Annotated in this window: 20 protein-coding genes; 11 read left to right on the forward strand and 9 right to left on the reverse strand. The window is 64.9% G+C overall.

The window, feature by feature from the left end; translation table 11 throughout:
* Positions 1-46 precede the first annotated feature (46 nt).
* From ACQY4S_RS22325 to ACQY4S_RS22340, 4 genes are all read right to left on the reverse strand, one after another.
* A complete protein-coding gene (locus ACQY4S_RS22325) occupies positions 47-589 on the reverse strand; it encodes an NUDIX domain-containing protein (RefSeq protein WP_428487395.1) in 543 nt (180 codons plus the stop codon).
* A gap of 239 nt (positions 590-828) precedes the next feature.
* A complete protein-coding gene (locus tag ACQY4S_RS22330) occupies positions 829-2,346 on the reverse strand; it encodes a fatty acyl-CoA synthetase (RefSeq protein WP_428487396.1) in 1,518 nt (505 codons plus the stop codon).
* A gap of 1 nt (position 2,347) precedes the next feature.
* Positions 2,348-2,737: a RidA family protein gene (locus ACQY4S_RS22335; RefSeq protein WP_428487397.1), complete on the reverse strand. Its 390-nt coding sequence runs from the start codon at positions 2,735-2,737 to the stop codon at positions 2,348-2,350.
* 143 nt (positions 2,738-2,880) lie between these two features.
* Entirely contained in the window at positions 2,881-3,909 is a 1,029-nt protein-coding gene (locus tag ACQY4S_RS22340; protein WP_428487398.1) for an alpha/beta fold hydrolase, read from the reverse strand.
* A 164-nt stretch (positions 3,910-4,073) separates the two neighbouring features.
* Here ACQY4S_RS22340 and ACQY4S_RS22345 point away from each other — a divergent pair, with 164 nt between their 5' ends.
* The 3 genes from ACQY4S_RS22345 (at position 4,074) to ACQY4S_RS22355 (ending at position 5,972) form a co-directional block, all read left to right on the forward strand.
* On the forward strand, positions 4,074-4,769 hold the full coding sequence (locus ACQY4S_RS22345; protein ID WP_428487399.1) for a hypothetical protein: 696 nt from the start codon (positions 4,074-4,076) through the stop codon (positions 4,767-4,769).
* Positions 4,770-4,993: 224 nt separating this feature from the next.
* On the forward strand, positions 4,994-5,386 hold the full coding sequence (locus ACQY4S_RS22350; RefSeq protein WP_428487400.1) for a hypothetical protein: 393 nt from the start codon (positions 4,994-4,996) through the stop codon (positions 5,384-5,386).
* Positions 5,387-5,711: 325 nt separating this feature from the next.
* Positions 5,712-5,972: a hypothetical protein gene (locus tag ACQY4S_RS22355; protein ID WP_428487401.1), complete on the forward strand. Its 261-nt coding sequence runs from the start codon at positions 5,712-5,714 to the stop codon at positions 5,970-5,972.
* Between the two features lie 332 nt (positions 5,973-6,304).
* On the opposite strand, the gene ACQY4S_RS22360 is transcribed toward ACQY4S_RS22355, so the two are convergent.
* Both ACQY4S_RS22360 and ACQY4S_RS22365 read right to left on the reverse strand, forming a co-directional pair.
* Positions 6,305-7,282 (reverse strand): 2-dehydropantoate 2-reductase, encoded by a 978-nt coding sequence (locus ACQY4S_RS22360; RefSeq protein ID WP_428487402.1) that lies wholly within the window; start codon positions 7,280-7,282, stop codon positions 6,305-6,307.
* The gene (locus ACQY4S_RS22365) at positions 7,279-8,829 is read right to left on the reverse strand and encodes an acyl--CoA ligase (protein WP_428487403.1); all 1,551 of its coding nucleotides are present in this window, start codon (positions 8,827-8,829) and stop codon (positions 7,279-7,281) included. The genes ACQY4S_RS22360 and ACQY4S_RS22365 overlap by 4 nt, the downstream gene beginning before the upstream one ends.
* Positions 8,830-9,014: 185 nt before the next feature.
* Here ACQY4S_RS22365 and ACQY4S_RS22370 point away from each other — a divergent pair, with 185 nt between their 5' ends.
* Positions 9,015-9,866, forward strand: coding sequence for a formate/nitrite transporter family protein (locus ACQY4S_RS22370; RefSeq protein ID WP_428487404.1), 852 nt, complete (start codon positions 9,015-9,017; stop codon positions 9,864-9,866).
* A 50-nt stretch (positions 9,867-9,916) separates the two neighbouring features.
* On the opposite strand, the gene ACQY4S_RS22375 is transcribed toward ACQY4S_RS22370, so the two are convergent.
* Positions 9,917-10,771: a LysR family transcriptional regulator gene (locus ACQY4S_RS22375; RefSeq protein ID WP_428487405.1), complete on the reverse strand. Its 855-nt coding sequence runs from the start codon at positions 10,769-10,771 to the stop codon at positions 9,917-9,919.
* Between the two features lie 154 nt (positions 10,772-10,925).
* Between ACQY4S_RS22375 and ACQY4S_RS22380 the strand changes: the two genes are divergently transcribed.
* From ACQY4S_RS22380 to ACQY4S_RS22400, 5 genes are read left to right on the forward strand one after another with little or no spacing between them, the layout of a single operon-like run.
* Positions 10,926-11,225, forward strand: a complete 300-nt coding sequence (locus tag ACQY4S_RS22380) for a malic enzyme-like NAD(P)-binding protein (RefSeq protein WP_428487406.1) — start codon at positions 10,926-10,928, stop codon at positions 11,223-11,225.
* A 3-nt stretch (positions 11,226-11,228) separates the two neighbouring features.
* The gene (gene poxB / locus ACQY4S_RS22385) at positions 11,229-12,956 is read left to right on the forward strand and encodes a ubiquinone-dependent pyruvate dehydrogenase (protein WP_428487407.1); all 1,728 of its coding nucleotides are present in this window, start codon (positions 11,229-11,231) and stop codon (positions 12,954-12,956) included.
* Positions 12,957-12,974: 18 nt separating this feature from the next.
* A complete protein-coding gene (locus ACQY4S_RS22390) occupies positions 12,975-13,718 on the forward strand; it encodes a (Fe-S)-binding protein (RefSeq protein ID WP_428487408.1) in 744 nt (247 codons plus the stop codon).
* Complete coding sequence (locus ACQY4S_RS22395; protein ID WP_428487409.1) at positions 13,715-15,280, forward strand: lactate utilization protein B; 1,566 nt, start codon at positions 13,715-13,717, stop codon at positions 15,278-15,280. Before ACQY4S_RS22390 ends, ACQY4S_RS22395 begins: the two co-directional genes overlap by 4 nt.
* Positions 15,277-15,870, forward strand: a complete 594-nt coding sequence (locus ACQY4S_RS22400; protein ID WP_428487410.1) for a LutC/YkgG family protein — start codon at positions 15,277-15,279, stop codon at positions 15,868-15,870. Before ACQY4S_RS22395 ends, ACQY4S_RS22400 begins: the two co-directional genes overlap by 4 nt.
* A gap of 66 nt (positions 15,871-15,936) precedes the next feature.
* On the opposite strand, the gene ACQY4S_RS22405 is transcribed toward ACQY4S_RS22400, so the two are convergent.
* Positions 15,937-17,328, reverse strand: coding sequence for an FAD-binding oxidoreductase (locus ACQY4S_RS22405; RefSeq protein WP_428487411.1), 1,392 nt, complete (start codon positions 17,326-17,328; stop codon positions 15,937-15,939).
* Positions 17,329-17,785: 457 nt separating this feature from the next.
* Positions 17,786-18,958, reverse strand: coding sequence for an MFS transporter (locus ACQY4S_RS22410; protein WP_428487412.1), 1,173 nt, complete (start codon positions 18,956-18,958; stop codon positions 17,786-17,788).
* Positions 18,959-19,146: 188 nt separating this feature from the next.
* Here ACQY4S_RS22410 and ACQY4S_RS22415 point away from each other — a divergent pair, with 188 nt between their 5' ends.
* On the forward strand, positions 19,147-20,373 hold the full coding sequence (locus ACQY4S_RS22415) for a hydantoinase/carbamoylase family amidase (protein WP_428487413.1): 1,227 nt from the start codon (positions 19,147-19,149) through the stop codon (positions 20,371-20,373).
* Between the two features lie 248 nt (positions 20,374-20,621).
* The gene (locus tag ACQY4S_RS22420) at positions 20,622-21,401 is read left to right on the forward strand and encodes an HpcH/HpaI aldolase family protein (RefSeq protein ID WP_428487414.1); all 780 of its coding nucleotides are present in this window, start codon (positions 20,622-20,624) and stop codon (positions 21,399-21,401) included.
* The last annotated feature ends 161 nt before the right edge of the window (positions 21,402-21,562 follow it).

Genomic DNA, 21,562 nt, shown 5'->3' on the forward strand with positions numbered 1-21,562 from the left:
ACCTGCTTTCTTCCCTCTCGACCCATGCAAGCGAGTAGGACTTGGTTCAGATCATTCCCTTGAGCTTCAGCAGCCCAAGTGCGGCAATGGTGGTCGCATCTTTTATGCTGCCGTCGCATGTCATTGCTTCAATCGCGGCTATGTCGAACGGTCGCGTGATAAGATCCTGCTCCTCGTGCTCCCGGTCCGCGTGGCCTTGCCGCAAACCCTTGGCCAGGAAGATATGATAGCCTTGCGTTGAGTAGCCGTAAGCCAGGAACAGGTGGCCGCCATACTTCATCTCGTCGGCTTCAATGCCGGTTTCTTCCCGTAGCTCAGCGCGGGCAACATCCAGCGGGTTGGTGCCGGGTGCCTGTTCCCATGAGCCTTGGGGAAGCTCCCAGTAGCGCCCGTGAACGGGGTAGCGGTATTGCTGCACCAAGTGGATACGTCCAGCATCAACCGCTGCGATTGTCACAAAATCAGGTTTTTCGATGACTCCGTAAATGCCTTCTGAGCCGTCACGACGTGCAACGGTATCCTCACGCACACGCATCCAGCGGTTCTCGTAAACAGTGCGGCTTTCGATGGTTTTGATGTCGGGGGTCATGTCAGCCTCACTGTTCAAGCCCTATTGGAAGCATAGCTGCCTGGAGCGGTTTCCGATCAGGTCGCTCCATCTTCGATTTGCCATGCCGCGGCTGGTCCGGGCCATCTTCGCAACAACGGCTGAGGGCGGATGGCCGGGACAATCCGCGTGGTCGGTCGCCCGGCCATGACGAATTTGTGCAACGTGATCGGAAACCGTTTAAGCAGACGAACCTCGCTGTGTTGTTTAGCATTTTGAATCTATGAATATTGGCGACGCAGTTCCCGCTTCAGCAGCTTTCCCGCCGTGTTACGCGGTAGATTGTCGACGAACAGAATTTTCTTCGGCAGCTTGTAGGCCGCCAGATGCGCCCGCGCGTGGCCGAGCAATGCCGCCGCATCCGCCGCATGGCCCGGCCGCAGCACGACGAACGCCGTCACCGCCTCGATCCATTTCTCATCGGGCAGTCCCACGACGGCGACTTCTGACACGGCGGGATGGGTGAACAGCACCTCCTCCACTTCCCGGCTTGCCACCAGCACGCCGCCGGTGTTGATCACGTCGCGGATGCGGTCGACGATGTACAGGTAGCCTTCCGTGTCGAAGTATCCGACGTCGCCGGAATGAAACCATCCGCCGGCGAAGGCCTCGGCGGTTTCCGCCGGCTTGTCCCAGTAGCCGACCAGCAGGTGCGGCGAGCGGTGCACGATCTCGCCATGCGAGCCAGGTGGCACGTCGTTCATGTCGGGGTCGACCACCCGCGTCTCGACGTTCAGCACCGGGCGCCCACAGGACGCCGGACGCGCATCATGCTCCTCCGGCCGAAGCACGGTGGCCGCCGGTGCGATCTCGGTCTGGCCATAGCAGTTGTATGGACGCGCCCGCGGCAGCCGTTCACGCAGTTCGTGCAGCACCGGGACCGGCATGATGGAAGCGCCGTAGTAGACCTTCTCCAGCGATGACAGATCGCGCGTGGCGAAGTCGGGATGGCGCAGCAGGCTGATCCACACTGTCGGCGGCGCGAAGAACGACGTGATCCGCTCCTGCTCGATCAGGCGCAGCACCAGGTCCGGCACCGGCGCCTCGATCAGGATGGTGCGCGCGCCGACCAGAAGCTGCGGCATGGTGAAGGCGTGCGTCTGCGCGGTGTGGTACAGCGGCAGGGCGGCCAGCGCGCGGTCGGACGCCGCGTAGTCCATGTCGTGGATCACCGAGTAATACTGCGACAGCATCGATTTGTGCGTCATCATCGCGCCCTTGGGCGCTGCTGTGGTGCCGGATGTATAGACGATCTGCGCCAGGCTGTCGTCGTCGAGGTCGAGGTCGGGGTCGGAGTCGGGGTCGGGCAGCTCCGCCGGCGCCGCTTGGTGCAGCGCCACCGCCGGCAGATCGGCCAGCGGCCGGTACGCCACGTCGATGCCGGAGAGGTTTTCCTCCAGCCCGGCGCCCACCAGGACCAGCTTGGCGCCGGACTGGCGGACGATGTACGAAAGCTCCTGCCCGGTCAGCGCGTAGTTCACCGGGACATGGACGAAGCCGCCGCGCAAGCAAGCCAGCCAGGCGATAAAGTACGCGTCGGAGTTCCGGCCATAGGCGGCGATCCGATCGCCGGCCGCCAATCCCAGGCCGGCGAAATGCGCCGCGACCCGGTCCGCCGCGCGATCCAGCGCGATGAACGACCAGTCCCGCTGCCCGAATACCAGCGCCGACCGATCCCGAAACACCCGCGCCGCGCGCCGCACCGCGTCGCCGACGGTATTGCGACGCAGCGGGTTCACGTCACGCCACCGCTTCGGCTTCGATCTCCACCACGAAGCGCGGGTCCGCGAGACCTGCCACGAACAGCAAGGTGGAGGCCGGCGCATGTTCGCCGAACACCGCGTTGCGGGCGGAGCGGAACACCGGCAGCAACTCGCGGTCGGTCAGGAAGACCGTGGTCTTGACAATGTTGCCGATGGCCATGCCGTTGGCGGTCAGGACCGCGCGCAGATTGGCGAAGGCCTGGGCGACCTGACCCTCGGCCGAACTCGCCACGGTGCCGTCCTGCGCCATGCCAATCTGGCCGGAGATGATCAGCCGTCGAACCTCTCCGGTGATCTGGATCGCATGGGTGTAGCCGGTCGGCTTGCTCACGGTGGGCGGATTGTTCCGGGTGACTTCGGCTGGCATGGGTGAACCTCCCTCTGGAGCATGATTGCGCCGGCGGAACGCCCGTCGTCCGAAGGACGCGCTGTTCGCGCGCGGCGCGTTGATCATGCGATGAAACATGAAGTCAGGCCATCCTCGGCCTGCATCGTCAGGCTGAGGAAGGTCTAATGCGCGAGCCAGGCTCGCACTTCCCGCTTGATAAACTCGAAATCGGCTGGATTGACAATCGGGTTGCCGGCGCGGTGGCCCCAGATGCTGCGGATCGGCCGCAGCAGGGCGTGGCGCAGGTACGGCAGCTCGGCCTCGTTGTCGGCGGTACGGAAATACAGGTCGGTGGCGCCGGGCATCAGCAGAACCTGGGCCTGAACGGCACGCAACGCCGCCGGCAGGTCGCCATCGTACTGGTCGTTGGCGCTGATGTCGGCGGCGTCCCAGGTGCGAAGCTGAGCGTACAAGTTGGCGGCGGGGCGCGCACCGAAACGATCCTCCCAATCGGTCTTCAGGAACGTCTCCAGGTCGGCGGCGCCGAGGTTCGGCCGCGGGCCGTCCGCCAGATGCAGGCCGGCGCGATAGAAGTCCTGGCTGAGCCCCCAGCCGGCGTAGATCCGCCCGAAGGCGCGTTTCGCGGCGCGCGGTTCGGCGGAAAACCGGCCATTGCCGATATGCTGCGGCGCGGCCTCCAGCGTCGCCATCAGCGAGCGCAGGAAGACCTGGTTATGCACCGCGGTGCGGGCGACGCCGCAGTTCACCACGATCCGCTGCACCGCATCCGGGAACAGGGCGGCCCAGTGATAGGCCTGCAGCGCACCCATCGACCAGCCGTAGACGCAGGCCACCCGCTCGATGCCGAACAGCGCCCGCAACGCGTGCCGCTGCGCCTGCACGTTGTCGTGCACGGTCACCAGGGTGGGATACTCCTCGGTATCGGACGGGGAGGACGACAGGCCGTTGCCGAACATGTCCGCAATGACGATGAACCACCGCGCCGGATCCAGCACCTTGTCCAGTCCGATCAGCCACTCCAGGTCCGGATGTTGCGCGCCGTAGCTGGTGGGATAGACGATCACGTTGTCCCGCGCGACGGACAGCGTGCCGTGCGCTTTCCAGGACAGCCGAGCGGCGGCAAGCCGGACGCCGGATTGCAGGGTGATGTCGCCGAGCTCGAGGACGCCTTGCTGCATGGGCCAGGTCATGATCCCTCCGTCTCCATTCGGGTTTTCAGGTCAGTATGCGGCTTCCCGCGGGTGTTGGGCAGTGCGGTCCTGGGTAGGGCCGGCGAACTTTTCCCCTTGCCTTGGCAGCACAACCTGGCGTAGTAATTCCGGAACAGACGATGAACAAGACACAGGACCCACCTATGAGCAGCCTATCCAAGCGCAGCCTTCCCGCCCACAGCGGTCAGCCGAACATTGAACTGACAGACCGGCTGGTGGATCGGGTGGTCGCTCGCATTGCCCCATTCTTCGACCCCGACCCCAGCTTCCATGAGGCAACCGCGCGGGAAGCCGCCCGCGAATTATTGAACGGCTATAATGCCGCCACCGGAAAGGAATTGCAGCTTGCCGCCCAGATCGCGGCCTTCAGCATGGCTGTGCTGGACTGTCTACGGTGCTCGATGAGCCAGCGCGGAATGCCGGTGCAGGTTATCCTACGCATGCGGAACGACGCCGTGAAGTTGGACACCATGTCGGCGAAAAGCACCAAGGCCCTGGAGGCTCGGCAGCGCGAACGGGCGCGGGGTCAGGCGCTGGGCCTTGAGGCCACGCAATTTGATGAGGCGGAGTTCAACGCCGCGATCGGCAAGGCGCGCGATATGGTGACGTTTGCGCGAGCGAAGCTGGAGGCGCATCGTGACGGTCATGCCAGGACCGTGGCGGCCGTCGTGGCACCGGCCCGGTCCGCCCCACCGCCTGCCGCGGACGCGATCGCCTTGCCTCCGCTGCTTGCCGAACAGATGACGCCGCAGGTGCCGGCGCGCCGCAAGAACCCTGATCCGTCGTGGGCTTCGGCGCTCGACGAGCTTGCCCGGATGGCGGGGCAGACCAGGCACTGAGGGGTGGGGTTGAGTGGGGCTTATCCTGCTATTCGGTAGCAACCGCCACCAAAATGCATCTAAACCAACTGTTTTTCATTGATAAATCGCGGTTCGTAACGGCACGTGTAGCTAAACCGAGTCATAACCTCACCCACCGTTACACGGCACATCTGCTACGAAGCGGCCTATGCCGGATGCCGTCTGAATGGAAACGGTCTGCTCTTGAACAAGGGACTTTTCGGATGCGCTCTCGTTTTCTCCTCGTGCTCTCTGGTACCGCGCTCCTCATCGGCTGTGCACAACAGCGACCGTCCAACCTCGTCACCGAATTCTACGACATGTCCGATAGCAAGTTCAGCGTGCGGGCAATTGCCCCGCCCGCCGCAGTGCGGGAGTTGGCTGTCTGCAAGGCGGTGTGGTTCGCCGAGAAGCGGAACGCGCGCAGCCTTTCGCTGAGCAACCCAGCCTACTCCGCCCCCAAGAACATGCCAGCCTATGTTGGGAAGGTACCGCCGGACTGGGTTGTATTGACTGCCACTGCCTATCTCACGGCGCCAAATCCTGATGGAAACCCGATCGTCACTGTGGCAGACAAGGCGCCAGAATGCCGCTCGATGTGGCCTTGGTATCAATAGCTGGAGACAGACCAGCCATCTGTTCGGATTTACTCGGGTAACTCCGGGCGCCACTTAAGGCACAACCTCGACCAACGATTGTGCGAACCTCGACACTTCCGTCCAAAGCCGGCATGAACATCTGTATGACGTTGAATCTGTCTCGCTGGATATGACCTTTCCGGTCTCAGAAACGGGCTAACATGTGCCGTCGCGTCCGTCTTTGAGGTGTTCCAACATGATTCCACTACGCAAGATATTGCGCTCTCTAACCTTGTGAACAGCGGGACGATCACCGCCTCAAAGGTTTTGAAGCTTTCTCTGTCCTGTGTTAGCCAATCGGATCATGTTGATCGCTCTGACACCCGAACAGCAGGCCTGGATCAAGGCCCACGTTGCGTGCGGCGACTTTGATTCAGTCGAAGACGGCGTCCGTCAACTCCTGGACGAGCGCATCGCGGAGCGTTCGGCTGAAGCGGAAGACGACCTGGCGTGGGCGAAACCCTATGTGGATGAAGCCCTGGCGGACGTCGCCCGAGGCGAGTTCTTGACGTTGGAGGAGCATCGCGCCCGCAGCGCCGCCCTTCTGGCGTCTTTCAAGGACTGATGGCGGCCGTCATCATCGCACAGGCCGCCATCATGGACACCGACGGTATTCTAACGGACCTCGCCAACAAAGCTGGATGGCGCACAGCCGCCTGATACGAAGGTCTGTTCGGAAGCCTCTACCAACGCCTTTCCGAACACCCTGACAGTGGCGCGCCTCGTCCGAAACCTGGTCAGCAGATCCGGATCGGGATCGTTTCACCGTATATCATCATCTATCGGCATAGCCGAACCGATGAGCCGTGATCGTGCTGCGCATTATGCACGGCCGGCGACGCATCACCGGCGGGCCGCTGACGGCCTCGCGTTGATCCGCACCGCGGCAATCCCGTTTCAATAACAACCAGCCTGGCGAGCCCGCTCCCGCACCAGGGCCAGAACTGATTGGCACAGCGGCATTGGCGTCCCGACCATCCCGCCCAGTTCCACCACCGCGCCCAGCAGCGCGTCGATTTCCATCGGCCGGCCTCGCTCCAGGTCCTGCAGCATGGAGGTCTTGTGCATCCCGACCTCCGCCCCGCCGGCGATCCGCTTGTCGACGTCGATGGCGAAGCGGACACCCAGCGCCTCCGCCACCAGCTTCGCCTCCAGCATCATGCCCCGGCACAGCGTGCGCAGGTCGTCATCGCCGGTAATCCGGTCCAGCGTCGTCGCAGTCAGCGCGGAGATCGGATTGAACGCCAGGTTGCCCCACAGCTTCACCCATAGCTCGTCGCGGATCTTCGGCCGTACGGGCGCCTTCAGCCCGGCGGCGATCATCGCTTTCGACAGTGCCTCGACCCTGGGGCTGCGCGACCCGTCCGGCTCGCCCAAGGTGAACCGGTCGCCGTAGGTGTGCTCGATCACGCCCGGCTCGATGACCTCGGCCGCCGGGTAGACCACACAGCCGATCGCCTGGCGCGGCGGCAGCACATCCCACAGCCGCCCGCCGGGATCGACGCTCTCGACGACCCGGTCCCGATACGGACCATCGACGCCATGGAAATACCAGTACGGCACGCCATTGATGCCGGTGACCAGCGCGCTGTCCGGCCCCATCATGGCGGCGATCTGCGCCGCGGCGGCAGGCAGCCCGTGCGCCTTCAGCGTCACCACCACATAGTCCTGCACGCCGGCCTCGGCGGCGGTGGCGACGCACCGGGGGCGCACCGTCACACTGTCACCGCTGACCGAGCGCAACGTCACGCCATTCGCCTGCATCGCCGCCAGATGCGGGCCGCGCGCGATGAACGTCACATCGATATCGGCCTGCGCCAACCGAACGCCGAGGAACCCGCCGATCGCCCCTGCCCCGAAGATCGCGACCTTCAAGCCGACAGCCCCAGCTTCTCCGCCAGCCCGATGCGTTGCAGCTTGCCGGTGGCGCCCTTGGGAATTTCGACCAGGAAGACGATCCGCCGCGGCACCTTGAACGCCGCGAGCCGCTCCGCGCAGAAATCTCGCAGCTCGGTGTCCTTGACCGATGCGCCGTCCCGCAACACCACCGCGGCGGCGACTTCCTCCCCCAGCTTGGCGTGCGGCATGCCGAAGGTCAGGCATTGCGCGACGGCGGGATGCTCCATCAGGATTTCGTCCACCTCCAGCGGGCTGATCTTTTCGCCGCCGCGGTTGATCAGTTCCTTCAGCCGCCCGGTCAGCCGCAGATAGCCCTCGGTATCGATGGTGCCCTGGTCGCCGGTGCGGAACCAGCCATTGGTGAACGCCGCCGTGTTGGCGGCCGGATTGTTCTCGTAGCCAGCGGTCACGTTGCGGCCTCGGATCACCACCTCGCCGAGGCCACCCGAGGGCAGCAGACTGCCGGTTTCGTCCATGATCGCGATGTCCGGCCCGGCGGCGATGCCGACGCAGCCAGGGAAGCGCGTTCGCGGCGGCAGCGGGTTGGATGCCATCTGATGCGCCGCCTCGGTCATGCCGTAGGCCTCGATCACCGGCACGCCGAACGTCGCCTCCATCGCCGTCATCACCGGCCCTGGCAAGGACGACGAGGACGAGCGGATGAACCGCAGCCGCCCGTTGGCGATCGCTTCACGGTGGCGCGGCGCCAGCTCCAGGATCGTCTGGTGCATGGTCGGCACCGCGGTGTACCAGGTCGGCCGCAGCTCGGTGAACCATGGGAAGAAGCGGAACGCGTTGAAGCCGGGGGAGCAGGCGACCGCGCCGCCCGCGGCCAGGCTGGACAGGGTCGCCGCGATCAGCCCATGGATATGGAACAACGGCATGATGTTCAGGCAGACGTCATCCGCACTGAGTGCCAGCGTCGCGCCGATATGATAGGCCGAAGCCGTCACATTGACATGCCGCAATGGCACGATCTTGGGCCGTGACGTCGTGCCGGAGGTATGCAGCACCAGCGCCACATCGTCTGGCTCCGCCTCCCCCGGCCGCTTCGCCGGTCCGGCCATTCCGGACGGCGGCAGCAGGACGAAGCCCCCGGCCGGCCCGTCCGCATCCGGCAGCAGGTCCACCACCGGAATGCCCTGTGTCGCGGCGACCTGTCGCGCCGGACTGTCCATCCCGGCCTGGATCACCAGCGCACTCGCCCCCAGGTCGCCGAGGTAGAACGCGAATTCGTCCGCCTTGTAGCCGGGATTCAACGGCGCGGTGGTGGCCCCGCAGGCGATGGCCAGGAACGACGAAGCCGCTTCAGGTCCGTTCGGCAGCACCAGCGCGACCCGGTCGCCGCGGCCGATCCCCATGGCGTTCAGGTCCGCCACCGTGCGGCCGGCCAGGCCGCGCAATTCGCCATGGCTCAGCCAGCGCCGTCCTGATGGCCCCGTCGTGGGTGCGCCGATCGCCGGCGCCTCGTCGGCACCCTTCGTCAACAGGTGGAACACCGTGTCGGCCGGATAATCGATCATTGTATCCTCCCGAAGAGACGCTTCGGCGCGCCTGGCTGTTTCGCAAAGCACGAAGCACGCCCTCTGACAAGACGCTCCGCGACAACTTGCGCGGCCCGTTGCCGCTTGCTTTCCGCTGTATGGCGGAAATTGACGCGATCCACCTAACAACGTTTGGGTTATGGTCGGGCAACACAGGAGAATGCATGAGCGAGGCAGGCGAAGCGTCCCCTCATCTGGATCGGCGAGAACAACGGCAGGCTGCCGCGGCGGCACCGATGGGACCACTGGTGATCCACGAGATCGTCCGCGCCCAGGGCGAGGAGGAGCTTGAACGCTCGTTCGGTGGCTTGGCCTGGTCTGGCTTCGCCGCCGGCGCGTCGATCGGCTTTTCGTTCGTTGTGCAGGCGACGCTGCAAGGCGCCCTGCCGGATACGCCTTGGAGCCGTCTGGTCTCCGGCTTTGGCTATTGCATCGGCTTCCTGATCGTCATCCTGGGCCGCCAGCAGTTGTTCACCGAGACAACATTGACGGCGGTGATACCCGCCCTGACGCGCCGCAATGTCTCGACCCTGCTGCAGACGTTGCGGGTCTGGGCCATCGTGCTGATTGCCAATATCGCCGCGACATGGATGTTCGCCGCCCTGGCCGCCTGGTTCGACGTGTTTCCGGCGGCGACGGTCACGGCGATGAATATGTTGTCAGCCCATACGATGGAGCACTCGTTCTGGCACACCGTGTTGACCGCCGGATCAGCCGGCTGGCTGATCGGACTAATGGTCTGGCTGCTGCCGGGCGCCGGGCCAAGCCGCCCGCTGATCATCATCCTGCTGACCTATGTCGTGGCGGTCTGCCAGTTCCCGCACGTCATCGCCGGGTCGGTGGAGGCCGCCTTCGGTGTCCTGTCGGGCCACGCCACGTTCGCCGGCTACCTGCTGGGCTTTCTCGTCCCCACGCTGCTCGGCAATTCGGTGGGCGGCACGATCCTGGCGGCGCTGTTCAACCACGCTCCCGTGGCCGGTGAATTGGCGGATGAGCTGAAGTCGGAAAACAAGTAATACCAACTGAGGTGGTCCCCGATGCGGGCAGCCCTTCCCGAAGATGACATTCACCGGGCAATGAGCTGCGAAATTTGCGTGAGATCGGTCCGCAGCAATGGCGCGGCGAAGTCGATGAAGGACCGCAGCTTTGCCGTCATCGACCGATCAGCCTGCATGACGAAGTGGACGGGAATCGGCGGCGGCTCGTAGGCCTTCAACAGCAGGACGAGCCGTCCCGCCACGACGTCCGAGGCGATCTGATACGACATGACACGGGTGATTCCGTGCCCGTCCAGGACGGAGTCGATCGCGGCTGACGCGGCATTGACGATCAGACGAGGGTGTATGACGGCCATCTGAAGCGCCCGCCGCCGGCCCGCCGCTTCATGCGCGAAGCTCCACGGTTCGGCGGCCGCTTCGTTGGACATGATGCAGGCATGGCTCGACAGCTCTGACGGCGTGTGCGGCATGCCGTGGCGCTCAAGGTAGGCGGGGGAGGCACACAGGACACGGCGAACCTCGCCAAGCTGCGTTGCGACCTGCGAGGAATCCGGGAGATGCGCAAGCCGGACCGCCACGTCGATGCCTTCGTCGAGCAGGTTGACCACACGATCGAGCAGGACCAGCCGCGCCTGGACGGCCGTGTTCGTATCCAAAAACCGGTCCAGCACCGGGCGGACCCGCAGGCGGCCGAACAAGACTGGCGCCGTCAGGGTCAACAGGCCGCGTGGCGTATCCTGGTCCGCGGCCGCCCCGCGCTCGGCCCGTTGCAGTTCGTCCAGGACGTGGCGGCAGGTGGTGAGATAGCTTTCGCCAAGCGACGTGAGGCGCAGCGCGCGCGTTGTGCGATGCAGGAGCTGCGCGCCGAGCCGATTCTCCAGCGACGCGATCGCCCGTGTGACCGCCGCCGGCGAGTAGCCCAAGCGCCTGGCCGCCGCCTGCGTCCGAGGACGGGTTGGATGCGCTGGTCGACGAATTCGTCGTTGCTGCCAACAAGGTATCTCCCGGCGTTTGTGTCCATTTCGAGGACTGTAAGGGAACGGACGCCATCCGGCTGCTGAGCCGGTACTCGGAAAGGTGCTCCGCTACAATGATGACATCCACGGCACGCCATCAGTAAGCATCGCTGGCCTGACGACGGCGCTGCAGATCAGCGACATGAAGCTGAAAGACCAACGTATCTTCTTTCTGGGCGCCGGGTCGGCGGGCATCGGCATCGCCAACATGATCGTCGAGGCGATGGTCGCCCACAAGGCGATGAATGACGACCTGACGCTCAAGCAGGCCGCGGTGCAGTCCGGCGAGGTGAGCGAGCAGCAGTTCGAGGAGATGGTCGATGCGCGCAAATTGGTGGGCAGCGGGTTGGCAGGAGCCTGAACAATGAGCAAAACCAAAGTCGCCGACCTCCTCACCGATGCCTTGAAGCGGGCCGGGGTGAAACGCGTCTACGGCATTGCCGGGGACAGCCTTAATGCCGTGACCGAGTCCTTGCGCCGCGACGGCGGGATCGAGTGGATCCACACCCGGCACGAGGAGGTCGCGGCCTTTGCCGCCGGCGCCGAGGCGCATCTGACGGGCTCGCTCGCGGTCTGCGCCGGAAGTTGCGGGCCAGGCAATCTGCACCTCATCAACGGGCTTTATGACTGCCACCGCTCGCGCGTGCCCGTGCTCGCAATCGCGGCGCAGATACCCAGCGCCGAGATCGGCCGCAACTACTTCCAGGAAACCCACCCGCGGAACCTGTTCGGCGAATGCAGCCACTACTGCGAACTGGTCACCAGCCCCGAGCAGCTTCCCGGCGTGTTCGAGACCGCGATCCGGACGGCCGTGGCCAAGAGCGGCGTCTCGGTGATCGTGCTGCCCGGCGACGTCGCCAACATGGCGTTGCCAAAGCTGCCCGAACTCTCCGCCTCGCTCCTGCCCGTCGCCTCGCTGGTCCGGCCGCACGATGCCCAACTGGATGCGCTGGCCAGGCTGCTCGATGGCTCCGCCCGCGTGACGCTGCTGTGCGGGCGCGGCTGCTTTGGCGCCCATGCGCCGCTGATGCGACTGGCCGAGGCGCTGAAGTCGCCGATCGTCCATGCGTTCGGCGGCAAGGAAGGCGTCGAGTGGGACAACCCGTACGACGTCGGCATGACCGGGCTGATCGGCTTCAGCTCCGGCTACCACGCGATGATGGATTGCGAGACGTTGCTGATGCTAGGGACGGACTTCCCCTACCGCCAATTCTATCCCACGGACGCCAAGGTGGCGCAGGTCGACCTCCGCGCCGAGAACCTGGGCCGCCGTTGCAGGCTGGACCTCGGCCTCGTCGGCGACGTCGGCGCCACGATCGAGGCGCTGCTGCCGCGGCTGGCCGTCAAGACCGACCGCGCGCACCTCGACGGCAGCCTGGCCAGCTACAAGAGGGCGCGCGGGGGCCTGGACGAGCTGGCGGTCGGCAAGGCCGGCGGCATCATGCATCCCCAGTTCGTCGCCCGCACGCTCAGCGAGGCCGCCAGCGAGGATGCGGTCATCACCTACGACGTGGGCACGCCCGCCATCTGGGTCGCCCGCTACGTGCACATGAACGGCAAGCGCCGGCTGATCGGCTCGCTCAACCACGGTTCCATGGCCAACGCGATGCCGCAGGCGATCGGCGCGCAGGCGGCGTATCCCGGCCGGCAGGTGATCTCTTTCTCCGGCGACGGCGGCTTTACCATGCTGATGGGCGACCTGCTGACGCTGGTGCAGCAGAGGCTGCCGGTGAAAGTGGTCGTGCTCAACAACGGCACGCTCGGCTTTGTCGAGATGGAGATGATGGCCGCCGGCTACCTCGATACCGGGGTTAAGCTGACCAACCCCGATTTCGCCGCCATGGCGCGCGGCGCCGGCATATTCGCACGCCGGGTCGAGGACCCGGCGGACCTCAAGGCCGCCATGGCCGAAATGCTGGCCCATGACGGCCCGGCGTTGCTCGATGTCGTTTCCGCCCGGATGGAGCTGGCGATGCCGCCGAAGGTCGGCATGGCGCAGGCGGCCGGCTTCGGTCTATGGCTGGCGCGGGCGGTCATCAACGGCCGCGGCACCGAGATCATCGATGTCGCGCGGACCAACCTTATCCACTGACCGGCAGGAGTTCCGCCCATGCGTGTCGGACTGTTCATCCCCTGCTACGTCGACGCATTCCATCCGGAGGTCGGCATCGCCACCCTCGAATTGCTGGAGCGGCTGGGCTGTGAGGTCGAGTATCCCACGGACCAGACCTGCTGCGGCCAGCCGATGACCAACACCGGCTGCCACGAGGAATCCGCCGCGACGGAAACCTTGTTCGTCCGCAACTTCGCCAAATACGACTACATCGTCGGCCCGTCCGGCAGTTGTGTACACCAGGTCCGCTTCGCATTCGACGCCATCGAGCAGACCGACGAGGTCAAGGCGGTGCGCGCGAAGACATTCGAACTGGTCGAGTTCCTGCACGACATCCTGAAAGTGGAGGCCTTTCCCTGGGCGGAGTTCCCGCACAAGGTGGCGCTGCACAACAACTGCCAAACGCTGCGGGGGCTTGGCATCGCCAGCACCTCGGAGCAGCGGCGCGCGTACTTCTCCAAGCCGATCGACCTGCTGAGCAAGGTCCGCGGCATCGAGTTCGTGGAACTCACGCGGCCAGACGAATGCTGCGGCTTTGGCGGCACGTTCTCGGTGTTCGAGGAAGGCGTGTCGGCGAAGATGGGGCACGACAAGGTGCGCGACCAGCACCAGGCCGGGGCGGAGTATGTCACCTCGTCCGACAGCTCCTGCATGCTGCACCAGCAAGGCTGCGCGGAACGGCTCGGCCTGCCACAGCGCTACATCCACATCGCGCAGATCCTGAACGGAGCGCGGCAATGAGCGAGGCTGAACCGATGCTGCATCCGGAACTGGCGGATGATGGACCCACCGAGGGCGCCACGCGGCATGGCGCCCGGCTGGACCATGCCGAGGGCACCTCCAAGCCGATGCGCTCCAAGACCGGCGAGCGGCAGGCGCCCAGGACGCCGGAGCCGCAGCCGCGCGGCGCGGTCATCCGTGGCAACCGCCCCGTGGACCAGTCGGAGGCCGCCAACCGCTTCATCGCCGCGACCGAGCACGAGAAGATGCACGACGAGCGGCTTTGGGACCTGCGGCAGAAGCGCGACCGCGAGATGCACGGCATTCCCGAATGGGAGGAGCTGCGCGAGCTGGCCTCCGCCATCAAGGAGCACACGCTTGTCAACCTGGCGCAGTATCTCGAACAGTTCGAGGCCAACGCGCGGGCCAACGGCATCCACGTACACTGGGCGCGTGACGCCGCCGAACACAACGAAACCGTGCTGCGAATTCTCAACGAGCACGGCGCCAAGCGGCTGATCAAAAGCAAGTCCATGCTGACGGAGGAGTGCAACTTCCGCGCGTTCATGGGCCAGCACGGCATCGAGATCATCGAAACCGACCTCGGCGAGCGCATCCAGCAGCTTGATGGCGAGGCGCCGAGTCACGTCGTCGTCCCCGCGGTCCACAAGCTGCGGACCGACGTGGCGCAGGTGTTCGCCGACAAGCTTGGGTCCGACCCGGCGAACGACGACCCCAGATACCTGGCCGGCAAGCAGCGGGACGCGACCCGGCCGCTGATCCTGTCCGCCGACGCCGGGATGACCGGGTGCAACTTCGCCGTCGCCGAAACGGGCACGGTCGTGGTGTGCACCAACGAGGGCAACGCCGACCTTTCGGCCAACACGCCGCCGCTGCACATCGTTTCTGCCGGGATCGAGAAGCTGGTGCCGCGCCTGGACGACCTGGCTGTCTTCGTCCGCCTGCTGTCGCGATCCGCGCTGGGTTCGCCGATGACGCAGTACACCTCGCACTTCCGCGGCCCCCGCGCGGGGGGCGAGATGCACGTCGTGCTGGTGGACAATGGCCGCTCCGAGCGGCTGGGCATGGAGCAGTTCTGGACGTCGCTGAAATGCATCCGTTGCGGCGCCTGCATGAACACCTGCCCGGTGTTCCGCCGCTCCGGCGGCCTGAGTTACGGCGCGACCTATGCCGGGCCGATCGGCCTGATCATCGACCCGACGTTCAACGCCCACAAATACAGCAAGCTGCCGTTCTCCTCGACGCTGAACGGCAGTTGCACCAACGTCTGCCCGGTCAAGATCAACATCCACGAGCAGATCGCCGCCTGGCGCCAGGTCATGGCCGAGACGCACGAGTTGCCGCTGCTGAAGAAGGCGATGATGAAGGCGGCCGGCGCCCTGCTGGCCAGCCCCAAGCTGTACCGCGCGGCGCTGCCGATGGCGGACAGCGCGTTGCGTCATCTGCCGCGCTTCGTCGTCTACAACCGGCTGAACACCTGGGGCCGCGGCCGCGACGTGCCGCATGCGCCGAAGCAGACGTTCCACCAATGGCACGCCGCCAACCGAGCGCCCAAATCATGAGCAGCCGCGACGACATCCTCGCCGCCGTCCGCGCCCACGCGCCGAAGACCGAGCGCCCGCTGCCGGACGTGCCGCTGTTCGACACGGCCCCGCCCGCCGATCTGACGGCGGCGTTCGTAAAGATGCTGGAGCTGATGGGCGGCGAGTGGCTGCGGCCCAGCGGGACCGATCCGCTGGCCCCCGTGCACGCCAAGCTCGCCCAGGCCAAGGTGGTCTGCTCGAACGTCCCGGAGATCACGGGCAACAAGGCGCTTGATGCCGGCACCAGGCCGACGGACCTGGCGGATGTCGATTACGGCGTGGTCCGCGCCGTCTTCGCCGTCGCCGAGACCGGGTCCATCTGCCTCACTGGCAGACAGCTCGGCGTCAACACGCTTGGCTACCTGCCGCAGCACCTGATCATCCTGCTCGATCCGGCGGATATCATGCCCAACATCCACCACGCCTACCGCCGCCCGGAGTGGCGGGACAGCCATTATGCCGTCTTCCAGACAGGCCCGTCGGCGACGGCCGACATCGAGGGCGTGCTGATCCATGGAGCGCAGGGTGTGCGGTCCCTCTCCGTCGCCGCAGTGCCCCGGCGCAACTGACGCACGTCTGGGATGGAATTTTTTGAAGGGCGATCGATTTTCCCACGCCGGTCAGGCAACAACTTTTTAATTCAAGAAGATTTTCCCGGGGTTCATGACACCGTGTGGGTCGAGCGCCTGTTTCACCGACCGCATGACCGCCAGCGCCTCGGCGCCGTGCTCCTGCTCCAGAAACTCACGCTTGCCGATGCCAACGCCATGTTCGCCGCTGCACGACCCACCCAAAGCCAGCGCGCGGGCGACGATCTTCTTGTCCAGCTCCCACGCGCGCGCCAGCCCATCCGGTTCTGGCGGCACCAGGATCACCGTGTGAAAATTTCCGTCGCCGACATGTCCGACGATCGGCGCGGTCAGGCCGGAGGCGGCGATATCCGCCTTGGCCCCCAGAATCGCCTCGTTCAGGCGCGAGATCGGCACGATCGCGTCCGTCGCGATGCCCTGATGACCTGGCTTCAGCGCCAGGCCGGCCCAGTAGGCGTCATGTCTGGCCTGCCAGAGCTTGGCGCGTTCGGCGGGATCAATGGCCCAGTGAAAGCCGCTGCCGTCGTTGCCCGCGGCAATCTCCTCGGCTTGGCTGGCTTGTTCCGCGACGCCCGCTTGGGTGCCGTGGAACTCGAAGAACAGGGTCGGCAGGGTTTCCAGCCCCACCAGCTTTGAATAGGCGATGCAGCCGGCCATCTGCACATCGTCCAGCAGTTCCATGCGGGCGACCGGGATGCCCATCTGCATGATGGCGATCACGGTTTCCACCGCGTCACGCAGCGTCGGGAACTGGCAGGTGGCGGAGGAGATCGCTTCCGGGATGCCTTGCAGGCGCAACTGAATTTCGGTGATCACGCCCAGCGTGCCCTCTGACCCTACGAACAGCCGGGTCAGGTCGTAACCGGCGGATGACTTGCGGACGCGTCCACCGGTGCGGATCAGCCGCCCATCGGCCAACGCGACGGTCAGGCCCATCACACTCTCCCGCATCGTGCCGTAGCGCACCGCATTGGTGCCGGAGGCGCGGGTGGCGGACATGCCGCCGATCGTGCAGGCCGCGGTGCCGGGATCGACCGGAAAAAACAGCCCCATGTCGCGCAGGTGCCTGTTCAACTGCTCCCGCGTCACGCCGGCCTGCACGCGGCAGTCCATGTCCGGCTGGCTGACGTCGAGGATGGCGGTCATATGGGACAGGTCCAGGGTGATGCCGCCGCGGACAGGGGTGACGTGACCCTCCAGCGAGGTGCCGGCACCCCAGGGCACCACCGGCACGTGTGCGCCGTGGCACAGTCCGAGCAGGCGGGCGGCTTCATCGGATGTTTCGATGAACGCAACGGCGTCGGGCAGGACAGGGGTTTGCGTGTCCTGGCCGTGCGAGTGATGGTCGCGCAAGGTCGCGTTGGTGGTGATGCGGTCGCCGAGGAAGTCGCGGGCGGCAACAATAACGGATTCCACGGCTGAGTTTCCGATCGGCATGGACGGGTCCTGCGCTGGGTCAGCGAGGAGGATTGGACCACTGCCCCTGTCCTGGCAAGCATATTTGGCCGAACCGGTTGTCAAGCCCTCATGGTTGCCTCATCGGGTAGGCCAACCCGTGAAAATGAGGGAAGATTCTCCCCCATGTCGTTATCGGATTCAGGCGGTCCAACGCCCGTCACTTAAGTCATCGGCGCTCGGCCATGGCCGGCTGAGATGCTGCCCGCGTCAGACAAGGTTCTCGGCGGCTTGTTTAATTACGCAGTTGGTAGCGGCGGGTTCTCTCGCCTGTTTGACAATTGATATCACTGAATGCAAATTTCTTACGCTTTCCCCAGAGCCGCCTCGCAAATCATAAGCTATTGCCGAGATGGCGAGCGACCGAGGCCTCATTCTCCGCCTGGATATCCACCGAACAACCTCATCCCATTGCGGTCTTGGCCGCGGTATCGTCCTGCTAAATTTCCGCGTCCCGCCGACCGACGATCATCCGGGGAAGCAGAAAGACCAGCGGAATTGTGAGCGCCGTGGTGGCCGAATTGGCGATCACTAGCGAATCAAATGAAAACCCGTATTGATCCAGCAATTTCGAGCCGAACCAGTCGGTTCCGAACAGTGCCAGATTTCGTACGCTCACCATCAGCGAGAAGCCGAGTCCCTCGCTTCCGACGGGCGTGGCACGCACGGCAAGATCCATCAGCGCAAGTTCGGCCAGCGTATAGCCGAAGCCGTTCAGCCCCTCGATCGCCTGGGCCTGTCCCACGGACGAGTAGAACAGGTACCCCAGGTTCGCCATGGTGCCCAAAACCATGCAGCCGACCAGCAGCGTGCGGAGTTTCAGGCGCCGGCACATAATCCCGTATCCCACTGCGGCCAGCACGCCGAAGACCCCCGCGATCAACTGCAGGAATCCTTGTGCCTGGGTATCGAGGTGCAGGTCGTTCTGCTGCTTGTAGAACACCGCGGTCGCGAAGCCCGGCGCGAGGTAGAACAGTGCCATCAAGCCCGCCGCGCCCCACATCGTCCGGGCCGTCGCGATGTTGATGAGTTGCCCGCGGGCGTTATGCAAAACCTCGTGGGAGTCCACGCGCTTCTGTGGCTCATGCAGGAACAGGACAGTGATCGGCACCAGAAGGAACATGACGCCGCCACACGCCGCGGCGGTCCATCCAAAGGCAATGCTGGCGAGATATCCCGCAATCGGACCGTTGACGATCGAACACCCTTGCTGGACGAACTGCCGGATGGCGGTCAAGCGGCCCGAGCCTGACATCGCTTGCGCTGTCTCCACCATGTAGCCGCCGACGACCGTGCTGCTCACGACCATGAACGTGTTGATCACGATCACGACCAACAGCAGGTCGCGGTAGTCGTGCGGCGTAACGGTCAAAGCGAGCCACGACAGCGCCGCCAACGTCGCGCTGATCAGAATGTAGCTCTTGCGGCGGTTGCCAAACAGCGGGAAGGCATCGGTGATGATCCCGGCGATGGGCTTCAGGTACCAGGCCAGCCCCGCCCAGAAGAAGAATGCGGCGCTGCTTGTGCGGTCCATGTGCAACGCGTTCTTGAGCAGATTCTGCAGTGGCAGGCGCGCCAGAACCTGTGGCTGCGCCAGGGTCGTGGCCAGCACGCCGGTAATGATGATGATCGCAGCAAAGGTTAGAACCTTGCCAGGCCGTGCTGCGGCGTTGATTGATGTGGCCATGCATCAGGGTAGGTCGCCATCTGGCCGGAGTGAATACCTGGATGGCAAAAGATCCGCCGCCTGGACGATGCCTAGACGATCCCGGTCCCCGTGATGAAGGACGCCACCGCCAGATGATCCCAGATGTGAACGCCGATCGCCTGTGGCAATCGATCATCGACATGGCCGAGATCGGCCCGATCCCAGGCAACGGCAATTGCCGCATGGCCTTGACGCCCGAAGACACCGCCGCCCGAGCGCTTTTCCTGCGCTGGTGCCAGCCGCTCGGCCTGCGCCATGAGCAGGATGCGATCGGCAACATGTTCCTCCGCCGAGCGGGCACGGATGCCGCTGTTCCTGCCGTCGCGTTCGGCAGCCATCTGGATACGGTGCCGACCGGCGGCCGCTTTGACGGAACCGCCGGCGTGCTGGCGGGATTGGAAGTGCTGCGTGCGCTTGAGGACGCTGGTCTGCGGACGAAAGCGCCGCTGGAACTTGTCAACTGGATGAACGAGGAAGGCAGCCGCTTCCATCCCGCCATGATGGGCAGTCGCGTCGCCGCCGGAGCGCTTTCGCTCGACGCCGCCCTGGCCGTCACGGATAACGCCGGTATCTCCGTCGCCCATGCGTTGGCCGAAAGCGGACAGGCCGGCCCGCTGTCACCCATGCCGCGTGACTGGACCGCGTGGCTGGAACTGCATATCGAGCAGGGGCCAGTGATGGAGGAGACCAGTACCGATATCGGCATCGTCACCGGCACCATGCATGCGCGGTATTTCAACCTGACCATTGTCGGCGAACCAAGTCATGTCGGCACCACGGCGATCGGGCGGCGAAGGGACAGCCTGGCGGCCGCGGCCGCGGTCATCCTGGCGGTGGAGCAGATCGCGCTGACGGCGGAACCGGACGGCCGCGCCTCCGCGACCTGGATCGAGAATACGCCCAACGCGCGCGGCAACGTTGCCCACATCACCCGGCTGCACTGCGACGTCCGCCACAATGAGGCGGCGCGGTCGGTCGCAATGGAGGCTTCCCTGCGGCAGGCGCTGAGCGAAATCACCGCACGCAGGCAAGTCCACATCGACATCGATCCCTATGCAACGTTTGGACCGATCCTGTTCGATGCGGGACTGGGCGCGCTGCTGCGGCGAAAGGCCAACGATCGGCAGTTGACGACACGGGATATGACGGCGGCGGCGGGGCATGACTCGGTATTCGTGGCGCCGCTATGTCCTTCGGCAATGCTGTTCGTGCCCAGCGTCGCCGGCATCACGCACAATCCGGCGGAGTATTCGACGAAAGAACAGGTGGCGCGGGGCGCGCAGGTGATGCTTGACGCCGTACTGGACTTGGCCGGATAGGCCGGGGGATTACAATGACCCGGCTGAACCGCTCGGGTTGAGGCACCATCTCGGCAGGATCATGGCCGTCCTCCGGCGCCAGGCCGACGTATGGTTCCCGTTCCGCGAGCGATAGCTTGATGCGCGACAGCATGGCGCCCGGGATCCCCCGCTTTCATAGCCATTCTCCGGACTGCTCAGGAGCGCGTTGACGGTCGTCTGCCTCGCGCCTAACTTGGTGTTTTGGTTCGTCTGGGGGAATTGCTCGAATGTCCAACAAACTCAAAGCCCGCATCGGCGCCGGCAAGGCCGCGGTCAACGGATGGCTTGCTATTCCGTCCGGCTTCGCCGCCGAGGTCATGGCGCAGTGCGGCTGGGACAGCGTCACCGTCGATATGCAGCACGGCGTGCAGGATTACCAGTCCATGGTGCAATGCTTCCAGGCAATGCAGGCGCATCCGATCACGCCGCTTGTCCGGGTGCCGTGGAATGAGCCAGGGATCATCGGCAAGTGTCTCGACGGCGGTGCCATGGGCATTATCTGCCCGATGGTAAACAATGCGGCGGAGGCGAAGGCACTGGCGGATGCCAGCCTGTACCCGCCCATGGGCAAGCGCAGCAACGGTCCAATTCGCGCGGCCATGTATGGCGAAGCCAGCAGCTACCAGGCGACCGCCAACAACGAGATCCTGGTCATTCCAATGATCGAGACCCAGCAGGGCATCGACAACATCGACGAAATCCTGAGCGTTCCCGGCATCAGCGGCATCTACATCGGCCCCTCCGACATGGGCCTCTCGCTCGGCATGATCCCGATCCTCGACCGCGAGGAGCCGATTATCCTGGAGATCTACAAGAAGCTGCTGGCGTCCTGCAAAAAGCACGGCAAGTTCGCCGGATTGCACAACGGAACCGCGGCCTATGCGGCACGCATGATCCAGATGGGTTTTCAGTTCACCACCATCGCCAACGACAGCGGTCTGATGGCACGGGCGGCGCGGGAGGCAGTGGCAGCCACCCGGAAAGCTGGCGGTGAGGCTGCCAACTAGATCGCCTGAGGCTGACCCAGTCGGAAGGCGTGAGTCACGCAATCAAGCAATGAATAAAAGCGCGATTGGTGGGTCAATCTAAACCAATCGCGCTTCAATGGCACCGGCGGGATCGCACACTTCGCCGGTCAGTCGGTCAAGCAAACAGGAAGTATCACGGC

The sequence above is a fragment of the Rhodopila sp. genome (genome assembly GCF_965276935.1).
Taxonomy (GTDB): domain Bacteria; phylum Pseudomonadota; class Alphaproteobacteria; order Acetobacterales; family Acetobacteraceae; genus Rhodopila.

Excerpts from the sequence above, each read along its gene's own strand:
- ACQY4S_RS22395 (WP_428487409.1), top strand. The coding sequence starts at position 13,715 with ATGAGCGAGGCTGAACCGATGCTGCATCCGGAACTGGCGGATGATGGA.
- ACQY4S_RS22390 (WP_428487408.1), top strand. The coding sequence starts at position 12,975 with ATGCGTGTCGGACTGTTCATCCCCTGCTACGTCGACGCATTCCATCCG.
- ACQY4S_RS22355 (WP_428487401.1), top strand. The coding sequence starts at position 5,712 with ATGTTGATCGCTCTGACACCCGAACAGCAGGCCTGGATCAAGGCCCAC.
- ACQY4S_RS22420 (WP_428487414.1), top strand. The coding sequence starts at position 20,622 with ATGTCCAACAAACTCAAAGCCCGCATCGGCGCCGGCAAGGCCGCGGTC.
- ACQY4S_RS22345 (WP_428487399.1), top strand. The coding sequence starts at position 4,074 with ATGAGCAGCCTATCCAAGCGCAGCCTTCCCGCCCACAGCGGTCAGCCG.
- ACQY4S_RS22370 (WP_428487404.1), top strand. The coding sequence starts at position 9,015 with ATGAGCGAGGCAGGCGAAGCGTCCCCTCATCTGGATCGGCGAGAACAA.
- ACQY4S_RS22350 (WP_428487400.1), top strand. The coding sequence starts at position 4,994 with ATGCGCTCTCGTTTTCTCCTCGTGCTCTCTGGTACCGCGCTCCTCATC.
- poxB (WP_428487407.1), top strand. The coding sequence starts at position 11,229 with ATGAGCAAAACCAAAGTCGCCGACCTCCTCACCGATGCCTTGAAGCGG.
- ACQY4S_RS22405 (WP_428487411.1), bottom strand. The coding sequence starts at position 17,328 with ATGCCGATCGGAAACTCAGCCGTGGAATCCGTTATTGTTGCCGCCCGC.
- ACQY4S_RS22415 (WP_428487413.1), top strand. The coding sequence starts at position 19,147 with ATGATCCCAGATGTGAACGCCGATCGCCTGTGGCAATCGATCATCGAC.
- ACQY4S_RS22325 (WP_428487395.1), bottom strand. The coding sequence starts at position 589 with ATGACCCCCGACATCAAAACCATCGAAAGCCGCACTGTTTACGAGAAC.
- ACQY4S_RS22365 (WP_428487403.1), bottom strand. The coding sequence starts at position 8,829 with ATGATCGATTATCCGGCCGACACGGTGTTCCACCTGTTGACGAAGGGT.
- ACQY4S_RS22335 (WP_428487397.1), bottom strand. The coding sequence starts at position 2,737 with ATGCCAGCCGAAGTCACCCGGAACAATCCGCCCACCGTGAGCAAGCCG.
- ACQY4S_RS22340 (WP_428487398.1), bottom strand. The coding sequence starts at position 3,909 with ATGACCTGGCCCATGCAGCAAGGCGTCCTCGAGCTCGGCGACATCACC.
- ACQY4S_RS22400 (WP_428487410.1), top strand. The coding sequence starts at position 15,277 with ATGAGCAGCCGCGACGACATCCTCGCCGCCGTCCGCGCCCACGCGCCG.